This window comes from Xanthomonas hydrangeae (assembly GCF_032697525.1).
Taxonomy (GTDB): Bacteria; Pseudomonadota; Gammaproteobacteria; order Xanthomonadales; family Xanthomonadaceae; genus Xanthomonas; species Xanthomonas hydrangeae.
Window position 1 is genome coordinate 754,170 of record NZ_CP103836.1, and the last position, 20,660, is coordinate 774,829.

Genomic DNA, 20,660 nt, shown 5'->3' on the forward strand with positions numbered 1-20,660 from the left:
GTGCACGACTCCCTCCACCGCCCGGGTAGACGCATGAGCAGCCGGCGGACGCGTCGAATCGGCAACTGCGCGGAGGCGAGATAGCAGGTATCCACTTCTGACCCGCATCGATACCGCGTTCTCAGTCAGTCCCGGTGCAGCCATTTCACGCAGACCACGCAGGCAGCTCGGGCAAGGTGCGCGCATGCCTCTTTCGGACCTGCTCATGCCCTCACGTTCCCACGCTCGCGCCTGCCTGCTCGCTCTCGCCCTGGGCGCTTCACTGTCTGCACTGGCGCAAGCGCCGCAGCCGGCCGCTGCACCTGCAGCAACGCCTGCGGCGAATGTCGTGCCGAGCGGCCCGCGTTCGGATCTGCACGCGCAGGTACTGCTGGATCGCGCGCATTTTTCGCCGGGACAGATCGATGGCAAGCGCGGTTCCAATCAAAAGCGTGCCGTCTCCGGGTTTCAGGCCGCGCGCAACATCAAGGTGACCGGTGAGTTGGATGACGCGACCTGGCAGGCCTTGCAGGCCGACGCCACGCCGGCGTTGGTGCAATACACGCTCACCGCTGTCGATGTCGCCGGACCGTTCCAGCCGATTCCCAAGGGCCCGGCCGAGCAGGCCAAGCTGCCTTCGCTCGGCTACACCTCGGTGGATGAGGCACTGGGCGAGCGGTTTCATGCCGACCCCGAACTGCTACGCCAACTCAACCCCGGCGTGGACCTGAGCAAGGCCGGTAGCGTGATCCAGGTTCCCAACATCGACGGTGTCCCGCCATTGGCCAAGCCGGCCAAGCTGGTGGTCGACAAATCCGAGTCGACGCTGCGCCTGTTCGATGCCGACGGCAAGGTTTATGCGCAGTTCCCGGTGTCTTCCGGCAGCAAGCACGACCCGTTGCCGATCGGCCGCTGGAAGGTACTGGGCGTCGCGCGCGATCCGGTGTTCAAGTACAACCCCAAGCTGTTCTGGGACGCAAAAAAGGGCGATCAAAAGGCGACCTTGCCGTCGGGTCCGAACAATCCGGTCGGCCGCGTGTGGATCGACCTGTCCAAGCCGCATTACGGCCTGCACGGCACGCCGGAACCCGGCCATGTCGGCAAGACCGAATCGCATGGCTGCGTGCGCCTGACCAACTGGGACGTGGTCACTCTGGCCAGCGTGGTCGGCCCGTCCATGCCGGTGGTGATGCAGGAGTAAGCATGAAACTGCTGATGATGCTGGTGGTAGGTATGCTGCTGGGTGCAGCCGGCTATTGGTGGCTGGAACGTGAAGCGCCGCAGGCGGCAGTAGAGCCAGCGCCCACTGCTGCACCCGTGGCAACACAGCGCGACGCGGCGCATACCGAACTGGCAGCATCTGCTGCTCCGGCAGTCGCGCCCCTGCCAGCCGTTGCCGCTGCGCCGGTAGCCGATGCGGCGCCAGTCAATACGCCTGCGGCGGCAACGCCCGTGCCACCAGCTGACGCCGCAGTTTCAGGTGCTGGCTTGTTGATTCCGGTACAAGGCATCAGCAGCAGCCAGCTGCAGGACACTTTCACCGACGCACGCAGCGAAGGTCGCGTGCACGATGCCATCGACATCCTCGCACCGACCGGAACAGCGGTCCTCGCAGTGGCAGACGGCACCGTCGAGAAGCTCTTCAACAGCGAACGCGGCGGCCTGACGCTGTATCAGTTCGACCCGAGTGGCACGTATTGCTACTACTACGCACATCTGGAGCGCTACGCTGACGGTGTGGCGGAAAAACAGTCGATCAAGCGCGGCCAGATCATTGGCTATGTGGGCAGCACCGGTAACGCAGACCCTGCGGCACCGCATCTGCATTTCGAGATCCATCGCCTCGGGCCGGAAAAAGAATGGTGGAAGGGCGAAGTCGTGAATCCGTATCCCGTCTTGCATGGCGATCAGACACTGCAGTGATGCACTGACGCGGTGGCGTACACAAAGGCCTGCGCCTCATGCGCAGGCCTTTGTACTTAAGAGTGGCTAACAAAACGTAGCGAGCGGTCGTCAGGTGGGTGCGGGCGGCGCGCTCAGAACCGGAGTGTACGAGCGGTACATGAGGATTCCGAGCACCGACCGCGCCCGCCTGGCGGCTGCGCAGTAGGTTTGTTAGCCGCTCTAAATCAACATCCCACCAGACACCTCGATGCGCTGCGCATTGATCCAACCGGTGCCCGGCGCCAGCAACGCAGCCACCACCGGCCCGATATCGTCCGGCAGCCCAGGGCGGCCTAATGCAGTGACCGAGGAAACCATCGCGTTGACCTGCGCGTTGTCACGCACGCTGCCGCCATTGAAGTCGGTTTCGATCGCACCCGGCGCCAGCGTATTGGCACGGATGCCACGCGCGCCCAGCTCTTTGGCCAGATAGCGGGTGAACACTTCCACCCCGCCTTTCATCATCGCGTAGGCCGACGAACCGGGCAGCGCAAAACGTGCAAGGCCGCTGGACACGTTGAGGATGCGTCCTCCATCGGCAATCAGCGGCAGCAACGTCTGGGTCAGGAAGTACGGTCCCTTGAGATGGATGTTGAACAGCGCATCGAATTGCGTAGGCGTGGTCTCGGCAATGGGCGCATGCAAGCCGGTGCCGGCGTTGTTGACCAATGCATCGAAGTGGCTGCACCCCCAACTGGTCAACACTTCCTTCAGTTGAGCAGCAAATGCAGCGAAGCCCTCGACATTGGCAACATCCAGCTGCAAGGCATGCGCGCGGCGCCCCAGCGTCTGGATGTCTGCGACGACTGCAGCAGCCTCGCCTGCTTCGCTGCGATAGGTCAGCACAATGTCGCTGCCGTCGGCAGCGAGCGCGAGTGCGGCGTTGCGGCCCAGGCCGCGGCTGCCGCCGGTGATCAACGTGATGGGGGTGGTGTTCGGCATGCTGTACTCCGGGGGCGAGGGATGATGCCGAGAACGACCGCACGCCTGTACGGATGTCAGGCGCGTCGGTGCTTGGCATCGGTGTCTGCCAGTGATGTTGTAGCGCGCGTTTGCGCGCCAGCCTGCGACGGTATGGGTATCGCGTCGTTGTAAAGACTATTGCGCTTGCCGCGCCGCATAAATCAGCTCAGGCTGATTGCACCGTTCAAGAGTGTCGACCAATCGATGGACAGCATGGAGTCGTTGCGCGCATTCCTGCGTGTGGCCGAGCTCGGCAGTTTCACCCGCGCCGCCGAAACCTTGGGCCTGCCCAAGGCCAGCGTCTCCACTGCCGTGCAACGGCTTGAAGCGTCGCTCGGCACCCAGCTCTTGCATCGCACTACACGCCGTGTGCAACTCACTGGCGACGGCGCCGCGTTCTATCAGCGCGGCCGCGATTTGCTCGATGACATGGACGAGTTGCAAGGCATGTTTCAGCGCGACCGTAGCCAGTTGAGAGGGCGCTTGCGGGTGGACATGTCGTCCGGCATTGCGCGCAATTTCGTGATTCCCGCCTTGCCGGTATTTCTGGCACTGCATCCACAACTGGAAGTGGAGATCAGCGGCACCGACCGCCGCGTGGATGTGGTGCGCGAAGGCTTCGATTGCGTGTTGCGCGTGGGCACGCTCGAAGACACCAAACTGGTCGCGCGACCGCTCGGCGCGTTTCGCATCATCAACTGCGCCAGTGCGGATTACCTGACGCGGCGTGGCATACCGCGCTGTCTGGACGATCTGGCGCAGCACGATCTGGTGCATTACGTCACAACGCTGGGCCAGCGGTCGTCCGGCCTCGAGTACCACGACGGACAAGCCTACCAACTCCTTCCGATGCGCGGCCCGGTGACGGTCAACAACGGCGATGCCTATCTTGCTGCCGCATTGGCGGGCCTGGGCATCATCCAGGCGCCGGCCAGCCCGTTACGGGCGCACCTGGATAGCGGCGCCTTGATCGAGGTGCTGGCCGCCATCGCGCCCGAACCGATGCCGGTCACGCTGCTCTACGCGCAGCGTCGCCACCTGCCGCAACGCGTACGCGCGTTCATGGATTGGGTGGCAGAGGTGATGGCGCCGCATCTGGAACCGCTGTAGCCCTGGTCCACCGTCGATGCGATTGCCGGCACGTCTTCGCGTGTGCGTGTGCAGGTAAGCCTATGCAACGTGCCGACACGTGCGGGAAAGGCTTCCGCTTGCGCGCCAGGTCGGCACCACCGAAGCAAACTGATGTCAGCACGCAGCGCAGGCAGTAGAAAGCGCAGCAGATCTACGATCACCCAGAAGGAATGCAGACACAAAAAAACAGGCACCTTTTGCAAGGTGCCTGCAGCGTTGCAACAACAGGCCAGGCGCTGAAATCGCGCCCGACATGGTCTGCGATCAGAACGTGTAGTTGAAGGTCAGCATGCCATTACGCGATGCGCCCCATGCGCCATAGCCGCCGTTGAACTGCGAGTAATAGCGCTTGTCGAGCAGGTTGTCGACATTGAGCTGCACCGAAAACTGCGGCGACAACCGGTAGCGCGCGAATGCACTGACCAGCGCATAGGCACTTTGCTGGAAGGTGCCGTACACCGGGTCCACGTAGTACGAGCGGTTCTGCCAGTTGACGCCGCCGCCCACGGTGAGATCGCTCCACACGCCTTGCGGGGTGTAGCTGTTGAACAGCTTGATGGTGGTGCGCGGCAGATGCGTGTTGATCGAGGTGCCGTTATCGTCGCGGGCGGTGTAGTGCGAGGCGCCGAAGGTGGTGTTCCAGCTCTCGGTCACACGCCCGGAGATCTCGAAATCGAAGCCTTCGCTGACCACGCCATTTGCGGCCTCATAAGCAGACTCGCTGCTGCCCGGCACAAAGCCGCCGGTGGCCACGCCCAGGTTGTCCTGCTCGATGCGGAACACCGCCAGCGAAGCGTTGAGCTTGTCGTCGAACCATGCTGCCTTGACGCCGGCTTCGTAGCCCTTGCCGCTCAACGGATCCAGGTAGCCGCCATTGGCATCGCGCAGTGTCTGCGGGTTGAAGATTTCGGTGTAGCTGACGTATGTCGACCAGACATCGTTGATGTCGTAGACCAGGCCGGCGTACGGGGTGACTTCGGTCTGGGTGTCGGAGAACGGCACCAGGCCTTGCGTCGTCGAATCGAAGTTGCGGCCATCGATCTGCCAATCGGTATAGCGCGCTCCCACCAGCAACGTCAGCGGATCGGCCAGCGAGAAGCGCGCCGCCACGTAGGCGGCCTTCTGCTTGATGGTGCCGTCGCTCTGCACCGTGCGCGGGCTCCAGTTGGGCTCCGGGTACGCGCCGGTCCAGCCGAAGTAGCTGTCCAGCGGCGCCGGGAAATCGAAGGTGCCGTTATTGACGTACTCGCGGCGGTTGTAGCTGGCGCCGGCCACCAGCTGATGCTCGCGGCCGAACAGCTGGAACGGGCCTTCCGCATAGACATCGGCGCCATCGGCCTTGCGCTCGGTCTGGTAGTTGCCCGAGTACGGCACCACGCCGCCACCGGTGGCGCGGTCGAAGCCGAAGATCGTATAGAACGGGTAGAACAGGTGATTGGCCGCTTCGGTCTTCTCGTGGCTCACATTCGCCTTGAGATTCCAACCGTTGTCGAAGCTCTGCTGCAGGCTGGCGAAGGTGCGCTGCAGACGCGTATCCCAGAACGTCCAGTCGGCCGCCGGGTTGAACGAGCGGTCGTAGTTGGTGCGGGTGCCATCGCTGTAGAACAGCGGGAAGCCGCCCCAGGTGACATCGTTCGATTCCTTCTTCTGGTACTCGTAGCCCACGCTCAGCAAGGTGCTGTCGGTGAGGTCGGCATCGATGATCGCCGAGCCGATCTTCTTGCGCATGCTGTAGCGGTCCATATCCGACTCGCCATCCTGGTACACGCCGATCACGCGCGCGCGCACGGTGCCTTCCGGGCTCAGCGGCACGGTGACATCGGCCACGCTGCGGGTCTTGTTGAAATCGCCGCCGCCGACCGACACGGTGCCGGTGAAGTCACGGCTGAGCGCATGCTTGCGCACCAGATTGATCGAGGCCGACGGATTGCCCGAGCCGGTGAGCAGGCCGGTGGCGCCGCGTACCACTTCGATACGGTCGTACAGCGCCACGTCCAGCGCCGAGTCGCCGTAGCTCCAGGCCTGCTCCATGTAGGCCGGGATGCCGTCGAACTGGTAGTTGTCGATGTAGAAGCCGCGTGCGAAGAACTCCAGCCGCTCGCTGTCGCTCTGCGCCACCGAGATGCCGGTGACGTTGTTGAGCACGTCGGTGATGCTCTGCAGGTTCTGGTCGTCCATGCGGTCGCGGGTGATCACGGTGACCGACTGCGGAATCTCGCGCAGCGACAGGTTCATACGCGTGCCGGCGGTGGTCTTCTCCACCGTATAGCCCTTGGCCTGCTCGCCCTGCACGATCAGCCGGTCCAGGGTGGTGACCTCCGCATCGGCGGCGGCAACGGGCGTCTCGGCCAGCACCTGGCCGGCGGCCATCGTGCACAGCGCAGCGACCAGCGCACGCGGCAGGACATGGCGACGCGCGCCCACGGAAGCAAGACGCAATTCAGTACTACGGATCATCGGGGACTCCAACGCAGACGGACCAGACCACGCGCTGCGAAGACGCCGCGCCGGCAACAAGGGGGAGGAACGGTGTGCCGGACGACCGGCAGTGCGCCATTTTAATGGGAATGATTCACATTTTAAACAGCTGGATTGACATTTTTTTAGCATTCGCTTGACATAAGCGAGCGCTACCGCCTCTGACCCACAGATCGATCTGCACGACCGCAGTCCGCCATTCGCCATACTGTCCGGCCATTCAACGCGGCCAGGAGCTGGCCGTCGCGAAGGAGATCAGCAAGGCCTGTTTCGATGGATTGCCTGCGCAGACCAGGCAACTTCTGATACTGCCACGCAGCAGGCACGATCCCATCCCACCGATGCTGGGCGCACAGTGGCAAGTACTGGCCATCTCCGCGCATCGGCGCCGGCCAACGTCGCGCAATGGCACGCGCAAGGGGTCCGTTGCACGCTGACCCATCGCGCACGAGGCCCCACAAAAAAAGCCGGCTTCCGCCGGCTTTTTCTTTCAGACAACACGCAAGGCCTTACAGCGCCTTGGCAGCCGCAACCACATGCTCGGCGGTGATCTTGAAGTACGCATACAGCTGATCCGCCGGCGCCGAGGCACCGAAGGTGTCGATGCCGACCACATCGCCATCCAGGCCCACGTACTTGCGCCAGAAGCCGGTCACGCCCGCTTCCACCGCCACGCGCTTGCGCACCGCATTCGGCAGCACCGACTCGCGATAGGCCGCATCCTGGCGATCGAACACATCGGTCGACGGCATCGACACCACGCGCGCCTTCAACCCGGCCGCATCGAGCGTCTGCTTGGCTTCCACCGCCAATCCGACTTCCGAACCGGTGGCGATCAGGATCACATCGGGCGTGCCGCCTTCGGCATCGGCCAGCACATAGCCACCGCGTTCGATCAGCTTGATCTGCTCGTCGCTACGCGGCTGGTGCTGCAGGTTCTGGCGGCTGAACACCAGGCAGCTCGGGCCGTCCTTGCGGGTGATGGCGGCCTTCCAGCTCACCGCCGACTCCACCGCATCGCCCGGGCGCCACACGTCGTTGTTGGGGATGTAGCGCAGCGAGGCCAGGTGTTCCACCGGCTGATGGGTCGGGCCGTCTTCGCCCAGGCCGATCGAGTCGTGCGTATACACATGGATGGCATGCGCCGGATTCAACGCGCTCATGCGCACGCCGTTGCGCGCGTAATCGCTGAACACCAGGAAGGTGGCGTCGAACGGAATGAAGCCGCCATGCAGCGCCAGGCCGTTGGCAATGGCGGTCATGCCGAACTCGCGCACGCCGTAATACACGTAATTGGCATCCGGGTCGTCGGTGGCCACCGACTTGCTGGCCTTCCACAGGGTCAGGTTGGAATGCGCCAGATCGGCCGAGCCGCCGATCAGTTCCGGCAACAGCGGCGCGAACGCTTCGATCGCCAGCTGCGAGGCCTTGCGCGAGGCGATGGTCTGGCCGTCCTGCTGCGCCTTGGCGATGTAGGCATCGGCCTGGGCGATGAAGTCGGCCGGCAGCTCGGCGTGCGAGCGACGGGTCAGTTCGGCAGCTTCGGCCGCGTATTGCTTGCCGTACTTGTCGAACAACTGCTCCCACTCGGCCTGACGCAGGGTGCCGGTGCCTCCTGCACGCCAGCCGGCGTAGATCTCTTCGGGAATTTCGAACGGGCCGTACGGCCACTCCAGCGCCTTGCGCGCGCCTTCCAGTTCTTCCTTGCCCAGCGGCGCGCCGTGCGAGGATTCCTTGCCGGCCTTGCTGGGTGCACCGAAGCCGATCTTGGTGCGGCAGCAGATCAAAGTCGGCTTGTCGCTATTTTCCAGCGCCGCTTCAATCGCCGCCTTGATCTTGTCGGCGTCGTGCCCGTCAACATCGCGGATCACGTGCCAGCCATAGGCCTCGAAACGCGCCGGGGTGTTGTCGCTGAACCAGCCATCGGTATTGCCGTCGATGGAGATGTGGTTGTTGTCCCAGAACGCGACCAGCTTGCCCAGGCCCCAGGTACCGGCCAGCGAGGCGGCTTCATGCGAGATGCCTTCCATCATGCAGCCATCGCCCATGAACACCCAGGTGCGGTGGTCGACGATTTCCAGCTCCGGGCGGTTGTAACGCTGCGCCAGCAACTTCTCGGCCAGCGCGAACCCGACCGCATTGGCAAAGCCCTGCCCGAGCGGGCCGGTGGTGGTCTCCACCCCGGGGGTTTCGCTGCGCTCGGGGTGGCCGGCGGTCTTGCTGTGCAGCTGACGGAACTGCTTGAGCTGCTCGATCGGCAGGTCGTAACCGGACAGGTGCAGCAGCGCGTACTGCAGCATCGAGCCGTGGCCGTTGGACAGCACGAAACGGTCGCGGTTGAACCACTGCGGATTGTTCGGGTTGTGCCGGAAGAAATCGTTCCACAGCACTTCGGCAATATCGGCCATGCCCATCGGCATGCCGGGGTGGCCGGATTTGGCGGCTTCGACCGCATCGGCGGCGAGAAAACGGATGGCGTTGGCCAGCTGGCGGCGGGTGGGCTGGGTCATGGGCGTCTATGGAAGCGGAGGGGAACACCGCTGGAAGCGGAGCCGCTTATTCTCCCACAGAGCGCGTTAGGGAGCCGGGATTGGGGATTGGGGATTGGGGATTGGGGATTGGGGATTCGGAATTTGAGATTGGTGAAGCCGAGCCAGAGCCTCTGCAGCCTCGTCTGCTAGACAGCGGTGCAACTGGCGGCGCAAACGCGTTCGCAGCACCGCAAACCTGACCTGGCACCTGACGGTCGCAGCAGTCCGCTCTAACGAATCCCCAATCCCAACTCCCGAATCCCTACTCCTCGCCCTTGGCAACCAGGGTCGTCAGCGCCAGATCCCCAGTCACATTCAGCGCCGTCCGACACATATCCAGGAAGTGATTGACGCCCAGGATCATGCCGATACCGACCGGATTGACCCCGACCATCGCGCAGATCAGCGCCACCACCGGCAGCGAGCCCGACGGCACACCCGCGGTGCCGATGCCGCCCAGGATGCAGACCAGCATCACCATGAATTGCTGGCCGAGGCTCAGGTCCACATTGAAGAACTGCGCCAGGAAGATCACCGTCACGCCCTCGAACAACGCGGTGCCGTTCTGGTTGGCGGTGGCGCCCACGGTCAGCACGAAGCGAGACACCCGCGGCGGCAGGCCCATCTCGTCGGCCACGCGCAGGGCGGTCGGCAGGGTCGCGTTACTGGACGCGGTGGAGAACGCCATCATCGTGGCCTCCTGGGTCTGCCGGAAGAAGCCGATCGGCGAGCGCCCGGCGAACTTCACCGCCAGCCCGTAGCTGACCACCATGTGCAGGCCCAGCGCCAGCACCACCACACCCACGTAGGCGCCCAGGCGGATCAACAGATCGAAACCGAACAGCGCGGCCAGGTTGAACATGAAACAGGCCACCGCATACGGCGCCAGCCGGATCACCAGGCCGATCAAGGTCATCGAAATTTCGAAGATGCCTTCGATACCGCGCTTGAGCGTGGCCACCTTTTCATCGGCGGTGAGCACCATGCCCACGCCAAACATCACCGCAAAGAACATCAGCGACAGGATCGCGCCATTGCTGGACGCTGCGGCGATCACGTTGCTGGGCACGATCGACAACAGCATGTCCATGCCTTGCGGCTGGGTGCCGGAGCTGGAAATGATCTCGCGGGTGCGCTCGGCGTTTTCCTGGATCAACTGGTTGGCCAGTTGCGGATCCACGCCTGCGCCTGGTTTCAGCACGTTGACCAACACCAGCCCCAGCAACACCGCCACGCCGGACAGCACGATGGTGTAGCCCAAGGTGCGCCACCCCACGCGCCCGAGCGCGCGGATGTCGCCCATTTCGGAAATGCCCATCACCAATGCCGAGAACAGCAGCGGCACGATCAGCATGAAGATCAGATTGAGGAAGATCTGCGAGAACGGAGTGGTGACGTACTTGGTGACCACGCGCACCCAGTCGGCATCGCTGCCGGCCAGGTAGTAGACGGCCAGACCCAGCAGCAGGCCGACGGCGAAGCCAATGCCCATCTTCCAATGCAGGGGCAGGCCCGGGCGGCGTGTGGCTGAGGATGCAGTCATCTGGTCGGGCCTTGATCTGTACACAAAGGCCGGAGCTTAACAAACGCCATCGATGCGGCCACCTACCCGGCATGCCGCTACGCGCCTGCGCGAGGGTAGGTGTCCCTCTCGACGTCAGGTGATGCAGGCGCGGGAGCGGGAGCGGGCGAGAGTCCTGCAACCAGTCTGCTGCCCTAATCGCTCTGCAATTTGCGCATCCACATCATCTAATCAGCTTGAAGTGGCAAAGATTTCGAGTCTTGCCGTTGCTAGATGCAGCCAAAAGCCTGGTTGGTCGAGGGCACGGTGCCTTATTAGCTTTAGATCAAAAACCTGGTTGGTCGAGGGCGCGGTGCCCTCGCCGCTCGCGGGACACGCCGTGAATCCGTCCGTGGAGGCTCGGTGGCGGCATCCATGCCGCCACACGGTCCCGCAATCGGCGAGGACACCGCACCAGAGAGTCTGCAGGTTGCTTCGTTGAAAGCCTGCCTTCCGTTTGCCTTGCGTTGAAAAGCTGATCGGACAAGCCGTTATTGAACCAACGCACGTCTTGCCTGCTCGTAACCGTGCACACCGACCATCCCGACTGGTCCTTGCCCGCCTACCGTCGCGGGACCTTACGCGGCATGGATGCCGCGTAAGAGCCTACACGGACGTACTTGCGGCGTGTCCCGCGATGGTAGGCGGGCAAGGGCCCCTGCAGCAAAGCCGCAACCCCAGAGCTCTGCTTTCATCAACACGTCAGCAACCCACGTGTAACCGGAATCAACGAGTCGCAACGCTACACGGCCTGGCGACCATCCAAGAACCCGTTAGACACTGTCGCTGCAGCGCAGCCGATCAACGCGCCGGCGGATACAGCGGCGCCAATATCTCCGGTTCCGCAGCCGTTGCGTGGCGCCAACGCGGGCCTTTGGAAAACGCCTCGCGCAGTGCCGCACGCGCAGCGGCCACATCGCCATCGCCGCCCCAGCGCGCGCGCTGCATCTGCGCCACTGCTGCGCGCTGGGCCGGGTCGCTCAACGCGGCCAGCACGCTATCGATGTCGGCAACACCGGCCATGCCGCAGAGTACCGCCGCCACATCGTCCATCCCGCCGGTATCGAGCGCACGCCGCAATTCGGCCACACCATGGGTGGCACGCCGACCGGAGCCGGGTGCATCGCTGCCATTGGTCACCGGCGCACCGCGCGAACCGCCGCGACGCAGCAGCAACGCCCACGCAAGCGTGGCGATCCACAACAACGCGAAACCGATTGCCGCACCGATCCAGCCCCAAGGCCGTTGCGCAACGGCGGGTTGCTGCAGGCTCACCGTGCTGGGAGCTGGAGTTGGGGCAGCGTTATCCGGCGACGGATTGGCAACCGGCGCAGGCGCAGGCGCCGCAAACGCACCGCTACCCGCAGCCACATCCAATGTGAGATCCGGCAGCGATGCAGTCTTGGCCGCCGCCGCGTCCACATCCCACCACGCCACCTGCAAACCCGGCACCACCAGCGGACCGGCGCGGTTGGGCACGATCGAATAGCGCCGGGTCAGCCGCAGCTGCGGCGAACCGTCCAAGAAGCGTTCTTCATACTGCGCCGGCTCGGCGAACACCTGCGCGTCGGGCACGCTAGGAGTGGGCAGTTCAGGAAACTGCGCCTGGGTGGCGCCGCGTGCGCTGGCTTCCACCACGATCTGCGCCGCCTCGCCGGCAGTCGCGCGCTGCGGCGTGGTGGTGTAACGCAGTTGCAGACTGCGCAGCGGCAACCACGGTTGCGGCGCGTTGGCCGGCTGCGCACGCACCTGCAGTGGAATGCTGGCGCTGCGCGCGGTCAGCTCGCCATTACCGCGACCGAAGTAATCATCGAAAAACCCACCGACCGAACGCCCATTGAAACGCGCCGACGGCAACAGCAAGCGCCCACTGCGCTCGGGCACCAGCAAATAGCGCCGCTCCACCACGTTGTACTGACGATTGTTGACCAGCTTGACCGAACTGACGTCATCGCCAATGCGCTGCAACGATGCGCCATCGGGCGCTTCCAGATCCAGCTCGCCAGACGCAAGCTGCGTAGCGAAGTACAAACGCACCACCACGCCCACGCTTTGCTGCACGTAGGGCTGCGGGTCGTCCACCTGCGTTTCGACGAAGGCGTCTTCATTGCCCTGCGCCGCGCTCGGCCCGGCTGGCGCGCTGCCACCAGCGCTGCCGGTGCCCGCATTGTTTGCCGCCCCAACCACCTGCAACCGCAGCGGCTCGGTGCGCTCATTGCCGACGCGTATCGCCGGCACGATCAGCTCACCGCTCCTGCGCGGCGTCAACACCACGCCGAACAGCGCACGCATCGTCACCGATCCATTGGTCACCTGCATCTGCTGGTTGGCGCTCTTGGCACCCAGTGCGAAATCGTTGCGCAACGGCGTGTAATCCGGATCGACGCCGCGTTGATCGGTTTCGATATTCAACATCACCACGTCGCCGGCATTGGCGCTGTCGCGGTCCAGCCAGGCGCGCGTCACCGCACCGACGGGTGCGGAAGCGAGCATCACCATGCTGGCCAGCATCGCGATCGCCGCGCGGCGTAAGTGGTGTGTGCCAATCATCGTCCGTCCCGTTGCCTGCGTTCGTGTTCCAGCCTGAATTTGGTGCGCAGCAAGCTGCCCGGATCGTCCGGAACGCGCCGCAACCAGGCGTCCACCGCCTGCCGTTGCTCGCGCTGTTCCGGCGTCTCGCTGACGGCTGCAGCTTCCTGCTTGCCGTTTGCATCGGCGCTCTTCTCGCCGGCCTGCGCCATCGCCTGCTGCATCTTTTGCCGCTGCGCGGCATCGGCCTGCTGCTGCGCCTGCGCATCGGCCGATTGCGGCGGCGCGTCCTGCTTGCTCTGCTCGCCTTGCCCGCTCCTGGATTGCTGGTCTTGCGACTTTCCATCCTGCGGCGTCTGCGCCGGAGAGGGCTGATCCTTGCTGTCCTGTTTGCCTTGGGCGTCCTGCTTGCCCTGCCCGTCCTGGCCAGCGTTTTGGTTGTCTTGTTTGTTCTGTCCGGACTGATTTTGGCCGGGCTTGTTCTGACCGGATTGCTTCTGGTCTTTGGACTGGCCCTTGCCGTCCTGACTTTTGCCGTCCTTGTTGTTCTGCTGTTGACGCTTGCGCGCCGCATCCACCGCCGCACGATTGGCGATGGCGTCCTGCTGGTCGGGGTGTTGCTTCAACGCACGGTCGTACGCCGCAATCGCTTCGTCGTACTGCCCCTGCCGGGCCAGCGCGTTGCCAAGGTTGTACAGGCCCTCATCGGTGGGCACACCTTCAAACGCTTTCTGTGCCGCAGCGAAATCGCCTTTGCGATACGCCTGCACGCCTGCATCCAGACGTTGTTGTTGCACCTGATCGGCGCGTTGCCACAACGTACGTTCTGCTGCGTGCGCGGGCTGAGCCAACGGCAACACACACACCAACGCGAGTACCGCCACAACCGCACGACGTCGGAACGCCAGCAGCGCCAACAGCATCACCGGCAGCAGTAGCCAGTAGCCTTCGTCCAGCCAGGTCTTGCCGCCATTGGACTCGGCCGCTTCATCGGCCAAGGGCTGCTGCGTAGGATCGAGCACCCCCAGCGCACGCAAATCCGAATCATCCGCTGCAATGCGCGCATAACGCCCACCGCCCTGCCCGGCCAGATCGCGCAGGCTGGCTTCGTCCAGTTTCGCCTGTGCGATTTCGCCCGTATTGGTGCGATAGGCAGCGCCGCGCTCGCTACCCACACCGAGCGCAGACACGCTGAATCCACGCGAATGCGCCAGCCGTGCAGAACTGCCAGCCCCACGATCCGCACTATCGCCGACCAACAGAATGTCGCCTTGCTTGAAGCCCGCCTGCAGCAGCAACTGCGTGGCCGCATCGATCGCCGCATCGGCGCGCTTGCCATCCACCGGCATCACCGATGGCGACAACGCATCCAGAAACAACGCCACATTGGCCGTGTCTTCAGTGAGCGGTGCTACGGTGAAGGTTTCGCCTGCATAGACCAGCAGCGCGACTTCGCCACCGGCGCGCTTGCGCAACAGCGTGGCCAGTTTCGCGCGCGCCTGCAGCAAGCGCGATGGCGGCAAATCGGTGGCATTGATGCTGGACGACAGATCCAGCGCCACCACCAGCGGCATGCTGGAGTGATACACCGGCCGCTCGACCTGCCGCCAGCTCGGCCCGGTCATTGCCACCACCGCAAGCGCATACGTCAACGCAGCCAGCACGAAGCCGAGCCATCCGCGCTGACCACCGGAGACCAGTAATTTGGGCAGCAGATGCGCATCCACACTGTGCCGCCATACCTCCGCATTGCGTCGGCGCAGATGCCACAACAGCGCTGCCGGCACGATGGCCAGCAGCGCCCATAGCAAGGTCGGGCGCAGCAGATGCAACGACTGCAATGCCGCTGTCAGCTCGGCCAGCGCGTTCATCGCCATCTCCGCGGCAGCACGTAGGCCAGCAGCGCAATCACGATGGCAGCGCCCAACGGCCAGTAATAGCGCTCCACGCGCGGCTGCACCGACGGCCCCATTGCCTTTACCGGTTCCAGCCGATCCAGTTCGGCATAGATGCCGGCCAGTTCCTCGGTGTCGCGTGCGCGGAAGAAACGCCCGCCGGTCTGTTCGGCGATCTTGCGCAACCCGGCTTCATCGATATCGTCATTGCCACCGGCTGGAATCGGCACGCCGAACAACGAATACCCACCGCTGCCGCCGAACGCAATCGTGTGCACGCGTACGCCTTCGGCCTTGGCAAGTTCGGCGGCTTTCAGTGGATTGAGCACGCCAGCAGTGTTGACGCCATCGGTGAGCAGCACCACCACGCGTTGCCCCTGCTTCTGCTCGCGCAGCCGCTTGACCGACAATGCAATCGCATCGCCAATCGCGGTTTCGCGCCCGGCCAAGCCCACCACACTGTCGGCCAGCTGGTCGCGCACGGAGGTCAGATCCGCGGTCAACGGCGTCAGCGCATAGGCGCGTTGGCCAAATACCAGCAAGCCGACACGATCGCCTTCGCGGCGATCCAGAAAGTCCGACAACACCGCCTTGGCCGCCGTCAGGCGATCGACGACGCTGCCGCCGAGCACCATATCCGGCTCGCTCATGCTGCCGGACAGATCCACCGCCAGCATCATCTGTCGCGCCTCGCGCGGCGGCTGGATCACCTCGCCCAGTTGCTGCGGACGCGCAAGCGCCGCACATAACAAGAACCAGCCCAACCATGCCAACCAGCGCGGCATCCGCAACGCCGGTAAACGTTGCGCCTGTGCAACCGCCCGCAATTGATCGGCGTATGGCACGCGCAGCGCAGCCGCATCGGCACGCCCCTGCGGCCAGAACCACATCAGTAACGGCAGCGGCATCAACCACCATGCCCACGGCCACGCGCAGTGCGCGAGCGCATCCTGCCATTGCGACCACTGCAGCCAGTTCATCGCTTGCCCCGCATCAGACTCAGAAAACGCTGTCGCGCCAGTGTCTGCACCGCATCCAGATCGGCCACCGCCGGCGCGCGTTGAAATCCGCCATCCAGCACGGCGCGGCCCGGCCCTTGCGAAAATGCATGGGTCTTGCTTTTGCGGCCATCCAGAAACTGCAACCACGCCTCGCCCTGCAACCGATCGGCCTGCGCATCGACGCTGCGCGCCGCACGCCGCAACAACACCGACAGCGTCGCCAATCGCTGCGCGGGAGTTGTCGCGCTCTGTAGTTCGGCATCGAATGCCGCCAACCAACGGCGCTGCTGACGGCGACGACGCCACCACCAGAACCATGCGGTGCCGAGCACCAGCACCACTGCGGCGATCACCAACCACCAACCCATCGCCAACGGCCACCACGGCGGCGGGGGCGGCAGATGGACATCGCGTAGCGGGAGCGATTGCGGCGCCATCGTCATCGACCCCGCACGGCGTTACTGCCGCCCAACCAGGCATCGCTGGCATCGTCGGTGGACAGGCGATGCAAGCGCACACCGCGTGCCTGCAATACCGACGTCAGTTGCTCCAGCGGCGCCACGAATTCGGCCTGCCAGCGCGCACGTCCGGCCTGCGTGGAGAGATCGATCGCAATACGCTCGCCACGCACATCGAAGGTGAGTGCACGTGCAGGTGGTGACAATTCCAACGGGTCGACCAGCACGATCACCACGACCTCGTGATGCAATGCCAAGCCCGACCAGCGCGCCGCGGAGATCTTGCTGGCGCTACGTGCATCGGCCAATACGGTCAGCCGCGCGCCGGGGCGCAGCAAGCGTGCAGCATGATCCAATGCGACATCCAGCCCGGCATCGCCCGACGGCGGCTGCGCGTACCAGCGCGCCAATGCGTCCAGCACCGGCAACACACCGCGCTGGCCCGAACGCGGCGCGATCGGTGCCTCACTGGCGGTGCCACGTAGTGCGGCAATGCGGTCGCCCTGCCGCTGCGCCAACCACGCCGCAACCGCGCCGGCACGCGCCGCCTGCACCGATTTGTAGCGCACCCGCGTGCCGAAAAAGAGCGATGGCGCGGTGTCGGCCACGATCAGGCTCAAGCGTTCGCGCTCGGCCTGGAAGAGTTTGGTATGCGCTCGCCCGGTGCGTGCGGTGACGCGCCAGTCGATATGCCGCGCATCGTCGCCGGCGACGTACTCGCGCGATTCGGCGTATTCCATCCCACGCCCGCGCGTTGCCGCCGGCACCGGCCCCACCAAGCCATGCCGGCCACGGCCTGGCTGACCGCGATGGGTCACGGTACCGCGCAGCGCGATCAACTCCGCAAGCGTCGGGCGCAGGCCATCGCCGGCGACGGACGACGGAACAATTGCAGAGGGCGGAGACGGCATCGAAGACATCGGATTCTGGCGAGAGGGCGGCATACCTCAGCGACACGCTACCCGATCAGGGCAGCGGAATCTTTTCCAGCAAAGCGGCGACCAGGCGTTCGCCATCCCAGCCTTCGGCGGTGGCTTCGTAGCTGGGCAGCACGCGGTGGCGAAGCACGTCCGGCGCAATCGCGCGGATATCGTCCGGCGTCACGTAGTCGCGCCCCGCCAGCCACGCACGCGCACGCGCGCAGCGCTCCAGCGCGATCGAACCGCGTGGGCTCGCGCCCCAGGCAATCCGCCGCGCCAATGCCGGGTCGTAGCGCTGCGCATCGCGCGAAGCCAGCACGATCTCGATCAGATAGCGCTCAAGCTGCGGCGCCAGATGCACATCCAGCACCACACGTCGCGCAGCGAAGACGTCTTCCAGCGGAATCTTGTCGGGCACCGTCTCGTGCTTTTCCAGCGTATCGCGTGCGGCCTCGCGCGCCAGGCGCAGAATCTCCGCCTCGGCATCGGCCTGCGGATAGCCGATACGCACATGCATCAGGAAGCGATCCAGCTGCGCCTCGGGCAACGGGAACGTGCCCTCCTGCTCGATCGGGTTCTGCGTTGCCATCACCAGGAACAGCTGCGGCAGCGCATAGGTGTGCCGGCCCACAGTGACCTGGCGCTCGCCCATCGCCTCCAGCAGCGCCGACTGCACCTTGGCCGGCGCGCGGTTGATCTCGTCGGCCAGCAAAATCGGATGGAAGATCGGCCCCGGCATGAACTCAAACCGGCTGTCCTGCGGCCGCCAGATCTCGGTACCGGTCAGATCGGAAGGCAGCAGATCCGGGGTGAACTGCACCCGCGCGAAATCCGCTTCCAGCCGCGAGGCCAGCGCCCGGATCGCGGTGGTCTTGGCCAACCCGGGAGCGCCTTCGACCAGCAAATGACCATCGGCCAGCAAAGCGATCAGCAGCCGTTCGACCAGCGCAGACTGGCCCACGATGCGCTGCGTCAGCGACTCGCGCAGCAAGGTGAATTGACGATGCAGCCGGTCCTCGGTGGGCGCGGCGGCGGCTTCTGGGGGTAGCAGCGGCGGTGCGTTCATAGGCTCAGTGTGACCGATTCGAGCGCGATTGGTTCACTGAAGGGCATCGCGATGTTCAGTGAATGCCGCCAGGCATGACAGGCGTCACCAACCCGGCAGGAAGCGCCAGCTGATCGGATCGAACACTTCGGCAGCGCAACGAGGTCTCAGGCTTGGTCAATCTTTGACATCAAAGAACCTAGAGACCGACAGCAGCCGGAGCTCGGCAAATCGCTTGTGATTGTTGGCGGTGCACTCCCCCACCGCAAAAAGACAAGGCCGCTTTCGCGGCCTTGTCTGTATCGATTGTATCTTACGGAGTGGCGCTAGCCACACGCAGTACCTTCGGAGTCACGAAGACCAGCAACTCGGCCTTCTCCTTGCTACGCCCACGCTTCTTGAACAAGTTACCGAGGAACGGGATGTCGCCCAGGAACGGAACCTTCGCAATGCTCTCTCGATCAGTAAATTCGTAAACGCCACCGATCACCACAGTCTCGCCATCTCCAACAAGAACGGCAGTATTGACTTCCCGTCGATTGATTTCCGGCACGGTGCCATAACCCTGCAGCACAATAAACCGTGCCACTTCATCCTTCTTCACATTCATATTCAAAAAAACACGATTGTCATTGGTGATCGTCGGCGTGACCTTCAGCTCTAGCAGGACTTCTTTGAACTGAACGTTTGCCTGAGCCTGACCACCGTTACTCGAGCCACTGATTGTCACATAGCCGATTTCACGGCCCTGCTTAATTACGCCTTCACGTTGATTCGCAGTCACGATCCGCGGGTTGGAAACAACCTCGCCGCGCCCCTCCTCCTGCATTGCCGACAATTCCATGTCGAGAGCAAAATTCCGCCCTAGCAAGGTATACGCAATTGAACCCGCAGTACTGGTCGTGAATGTCCCGGCAGGAAGATTAAAGTTCAGTCCCGCCGGTACGTTGTGCAAACCGTCATTGATAATGGATACGTTGTTCGTCGTACTACCGCTGATAACGCCAGTGTTGTCACCATACTGACGACGGCCCGCAATACCAAACCGAGCTCCAAGATCCCGCGCGAACGTATCGGTCGCGATCACGATGCGACTTTCAATCAAAACCTGATCCACCGGACGGTCGATATGCGAGATCAGCTCGCGCATCTGCGCGACCTTCTTCGGGATATCGCTGATCATCAACGTATTGGTGCGCTCATCGGCCACAAGCCGACCGCGAGGAGACAGAAAACCGTTGTCCTGCTGCCCTGCACCACCGCTACCACCCTGACCGCCACCACCACCACCGATTCCCTTGGCCTCGGTCAACGCCTTAAAAATGGCAGTTGCATTGTGGTAATTGATCTGCACGTAATCGGTAATCAGGTCCTCGCGATTCTCGATCGCGATGCGGGCGTCTTCTTTATCCTGCTCGAACTTGGCCAGCTCCGGCTGCGGTGCGACCCACACCACGCCGCCGTCGCGGCGCTTGTCCAGGCCCTTGGCGCGCAGCACGATGTCCAGCGCTTGGTCCCACGGCACGTTCATCAGGCGCAGCGTGACATTGCCCTGCACGGTGTCGGAGGCGACGATGTTGAGGTTGGACTCCTCGGCGATCAGCTGCAGCACGGTACGCACCGGCACGTCCTGAAAGTTGAACGTCACCGGGCGGCCGCTGTAGCCGCGCGCAGCGATCTGCGCTGCTGCCTGGGTGACCGCTGCGGGGCTCACGCCACCAACCGCCGGCTGGCCTTTGCGTGGGGTGATCTCGACCACGTATTCGTTGCCGGTCTGATAGGCCAGCGAATCGAACGCGCCCTTGGTCGACAGCACCAGCTGCGAACCGGAACCAGACGGCTTCACTTCAACGCGCTGCACCGGCGTTGCGAAGTCGGTGACGTTGAGCGGGCGCTGCAGTTCGGCAGGCAACCGGGCGTTACTGATGTCCACCAGCACGCTGTCGCCCTGCGTGCGCAGATCCGGGCTGGCGCCCTGGCCGTCGAACTGCAGGATCAGACGGCCAGAACCATCTTCGCCACGTTTGAAATCGATCTTGGACACCGCCAGACTCGCCGGAGCGACTTTGGCCGGATCCTGCGCAGGCTGCTTCAGCGCCGCCGCTGCGAACGCGCTGCCGCTCGCCACTGCCAGCGCGAACCCCAACGCACAGGCCTGGAACATCGCGTGGCGTCGAACCGGACGCAGCCGCCGGGCATTGGAAAACGTCATCGTGCTATCCCCT

The 20,660-nt window shown here is 64.0% G+C and carries 14 protein-coding genes and 1 other RNA gene; 3 read left to right on the forward strand and 12 right to left on the reverse strand.

Annotation, left to right across the window (positions count from 1 at the left end):
- The first annotated feature begins 205 nt into the window (after window positions 1–205).
- Together NYR97_RS03070 and NYR97_RS03075 are read left to right on the forward strand one after the other, a co-directional pair.
- Window positions 206–1,180, forward strand: coding sequence for a L,D-transpeptidase family protein (locus NYR97_RS03070; RefSeq protein ID WP_316696660.1), 975 nt, complete (start codon window positions 206–208; stop codon window positions 1,178–1,180).
- A 2-nt stretch (window positions 1,181–1,182) separates the two neighbouring features.
- A complete protein-coding gene (locus NYR97_RS03075; protein ID WP_316696661.1) occupies window positions 1,183–1,902 on the forward strand; it encodes a peptidoglycan DD-metalloendopeptidase family protein in 720 nt (239 codons plus the stop codon).
- Window positions 1,903–1,966: 64 nt separating this feature from the next.
- On the opposite strand, the gene NYR97_RS03080 is transcribed toward NYR97_RS03075, so the two are convergent.
- Together NYR97_RS03080 and NYR97_RS03085 are read right to left on the reverse strand one after the other, a co-directional pair.
- Window positions 1,967–2,043, reverse strand: a non-coding RNA gene (locus NYR97_RS03080) — sX9 sRNA.
- Window positions 2,044–2,103: 60 nt separating this feature from the next.
- A complete protein-coding gene (locus NYR97_RS03085) occupies window positions 2,104–2,865 on the reverse strand; it encodes an SDR family NAD(P)-dependent oxidoreductase (protein WP_316696662.1) in 762 nt (253 codons plus the stop codon).
- A gap of 159 nt (window positions 2,866–3,024) precedes the next feature.
- Between NYR97_RS03085 and NYR97_RS03090 the strand changes: the two genes are divergently transcribed.
- A complete protein-coding gene (locus NYR97_RS03090; RefSeq protein WP_316696663.1) occupies window positions 3,025–3,996 on the forward strand; it encodes a LysR family transcriptional regulator in 972 nt (323 codons plus the stop codon).
- A gap of 285 nt (window positions 3,997–4,281) precedes the next feature.
- On the opposite strand, the gene fhuE is transcribed toward NYR97_RS03090, so the two are convergent.
- From fhuE to NYR97_RS03140, 10 genes are all read right to left on the reverse strand, one after another.
- Window positions 4,282–6,474, reverse strand: a complete 2,193-nt coding sequence (fhuE, locus tag NYR97_RS03095) for a ferric-rhodotorulic acid/ferric-coprogen receptor FhuE (protein WP_316696664.1) — start codon at window positions 6,472–6,474, stop codon at window positions 4,282–4,284.
- Between the two features lie 530 nt (window positions 6,475–7,004).
- Window positions 7,005–9,005, reverse strand: a complete 2,001-nt coding sequence (gene tkt, locus NYR97_RS03100; RefSeq protein WP_316696665.1) for a transketolase — start codon at window positions 9,003–9,005, stop codon at window positions 7,005–7,007.
- A 283-nt stretch (window positions 9,006–9,288) separates the two neighbouring features.
- Entirely contained in the window at window positions 9,289–10,569 is a 1,281-nt protein-coding gene (locus NYR97_RS03105) for a dicarboxylate/amino acid:cation symporter (RefSeq protein ID WP_205393856.1), read from the reverse strand.
- Window positions 10,570–11,388: 819 nt separating this feature from the next.
- On the reverse strand, window positions 11,389–13,137 hold the full coding sequence (locus NYR97_RS03110; protein ID WP_316696666.1) for a BatD family protein: 1,749 nt from the start codon (window positions 13,135–13,137) through the stop codon (window positions 11,389–11,391).
- Window positions 13,134–14,987: a tetratricopeptide repeat protein gene (locus tag NYR97_RS03115; RefSeq protein WP_316696667.1), complete on the reverse strand. Its 1,854-nt coding sequence runs from the start codon at window positions 14,985–14,987 to the stop codon at window positions 13,134–13,136. Before NYR97_RS03115 ends, NYR97_RS03110 begins: the two co-directional genes overlap by 4 nt.
- On the reverse strand, window positions 14,984–15,991 hold the full coding sequence (locus NYR97_RS03120; protein ID WP_205393853.1) for a vWA domain-containing protein: 1,008 nt from the start codon (window positions 15,989–15,991) through the stop codon (window positions 14,984–14,986). The genes NYR97_RS03115 and NYR97_RS03120 overlap by 4 nt, the downstream gene beginning before the upstream one ends.
- Window positions 15,988–16,449, reverse strand: coding sequence for a DUF4381 domain-containing protein (locus tag NYR97_RS03125; protein WP_316697984.1), 462 nt, complete (start codon window positions 16,447–16,449; stop codon window positions 15,988–15,990). Before NYR97_RS03125 ends, NYR97_RS03120 begins: the two co-directional genes overlap by 4 nt.
- A 2-nt stretch (window positions 16,450–16,451) precedes the next feature.
- The gene (locus NYR97_RS03130; RefSeq protein WP_316696668.1) at window positions 16,452–17,414 is read right to left on the reverse strand and encodes a DUF58 domain-containing protein; all 963 of its coding nucleotides are present in this window, start codon (window positions 17,412–17,414) and stop codon (window positions 16,452–16,454) included.
- A 22-nt stretch (window positions 17,415–17,436) separates the two neighbouring features.
- Window positions 17,437–18,456: an AAA family ATPase gene (locus NYR97_RS03135; protein WP_023902584.1), complete on the reverse strand. Its 1,020-nt coding sequence runs from the start codon at window positions 18,454–18,456 to the stop codon at window positions 17,437–17,439.
- Between the two features lie 292 nt (window positions 18,457–18,748).
- Window positions 18,749–20,647: a type IV pilus secretin PilQ gene (locus NYR97_RS03140; protein WP_316696669.1), complete on the reverse strand. Its 1,899-nt coding sequence runs from the start codon at window positions 20,645–20,647 to the stop codon at window positions 18,749–18,751.
- Between the last annotated feature and the right edge of the window lie 13 nt (window positions 20,648–20,660).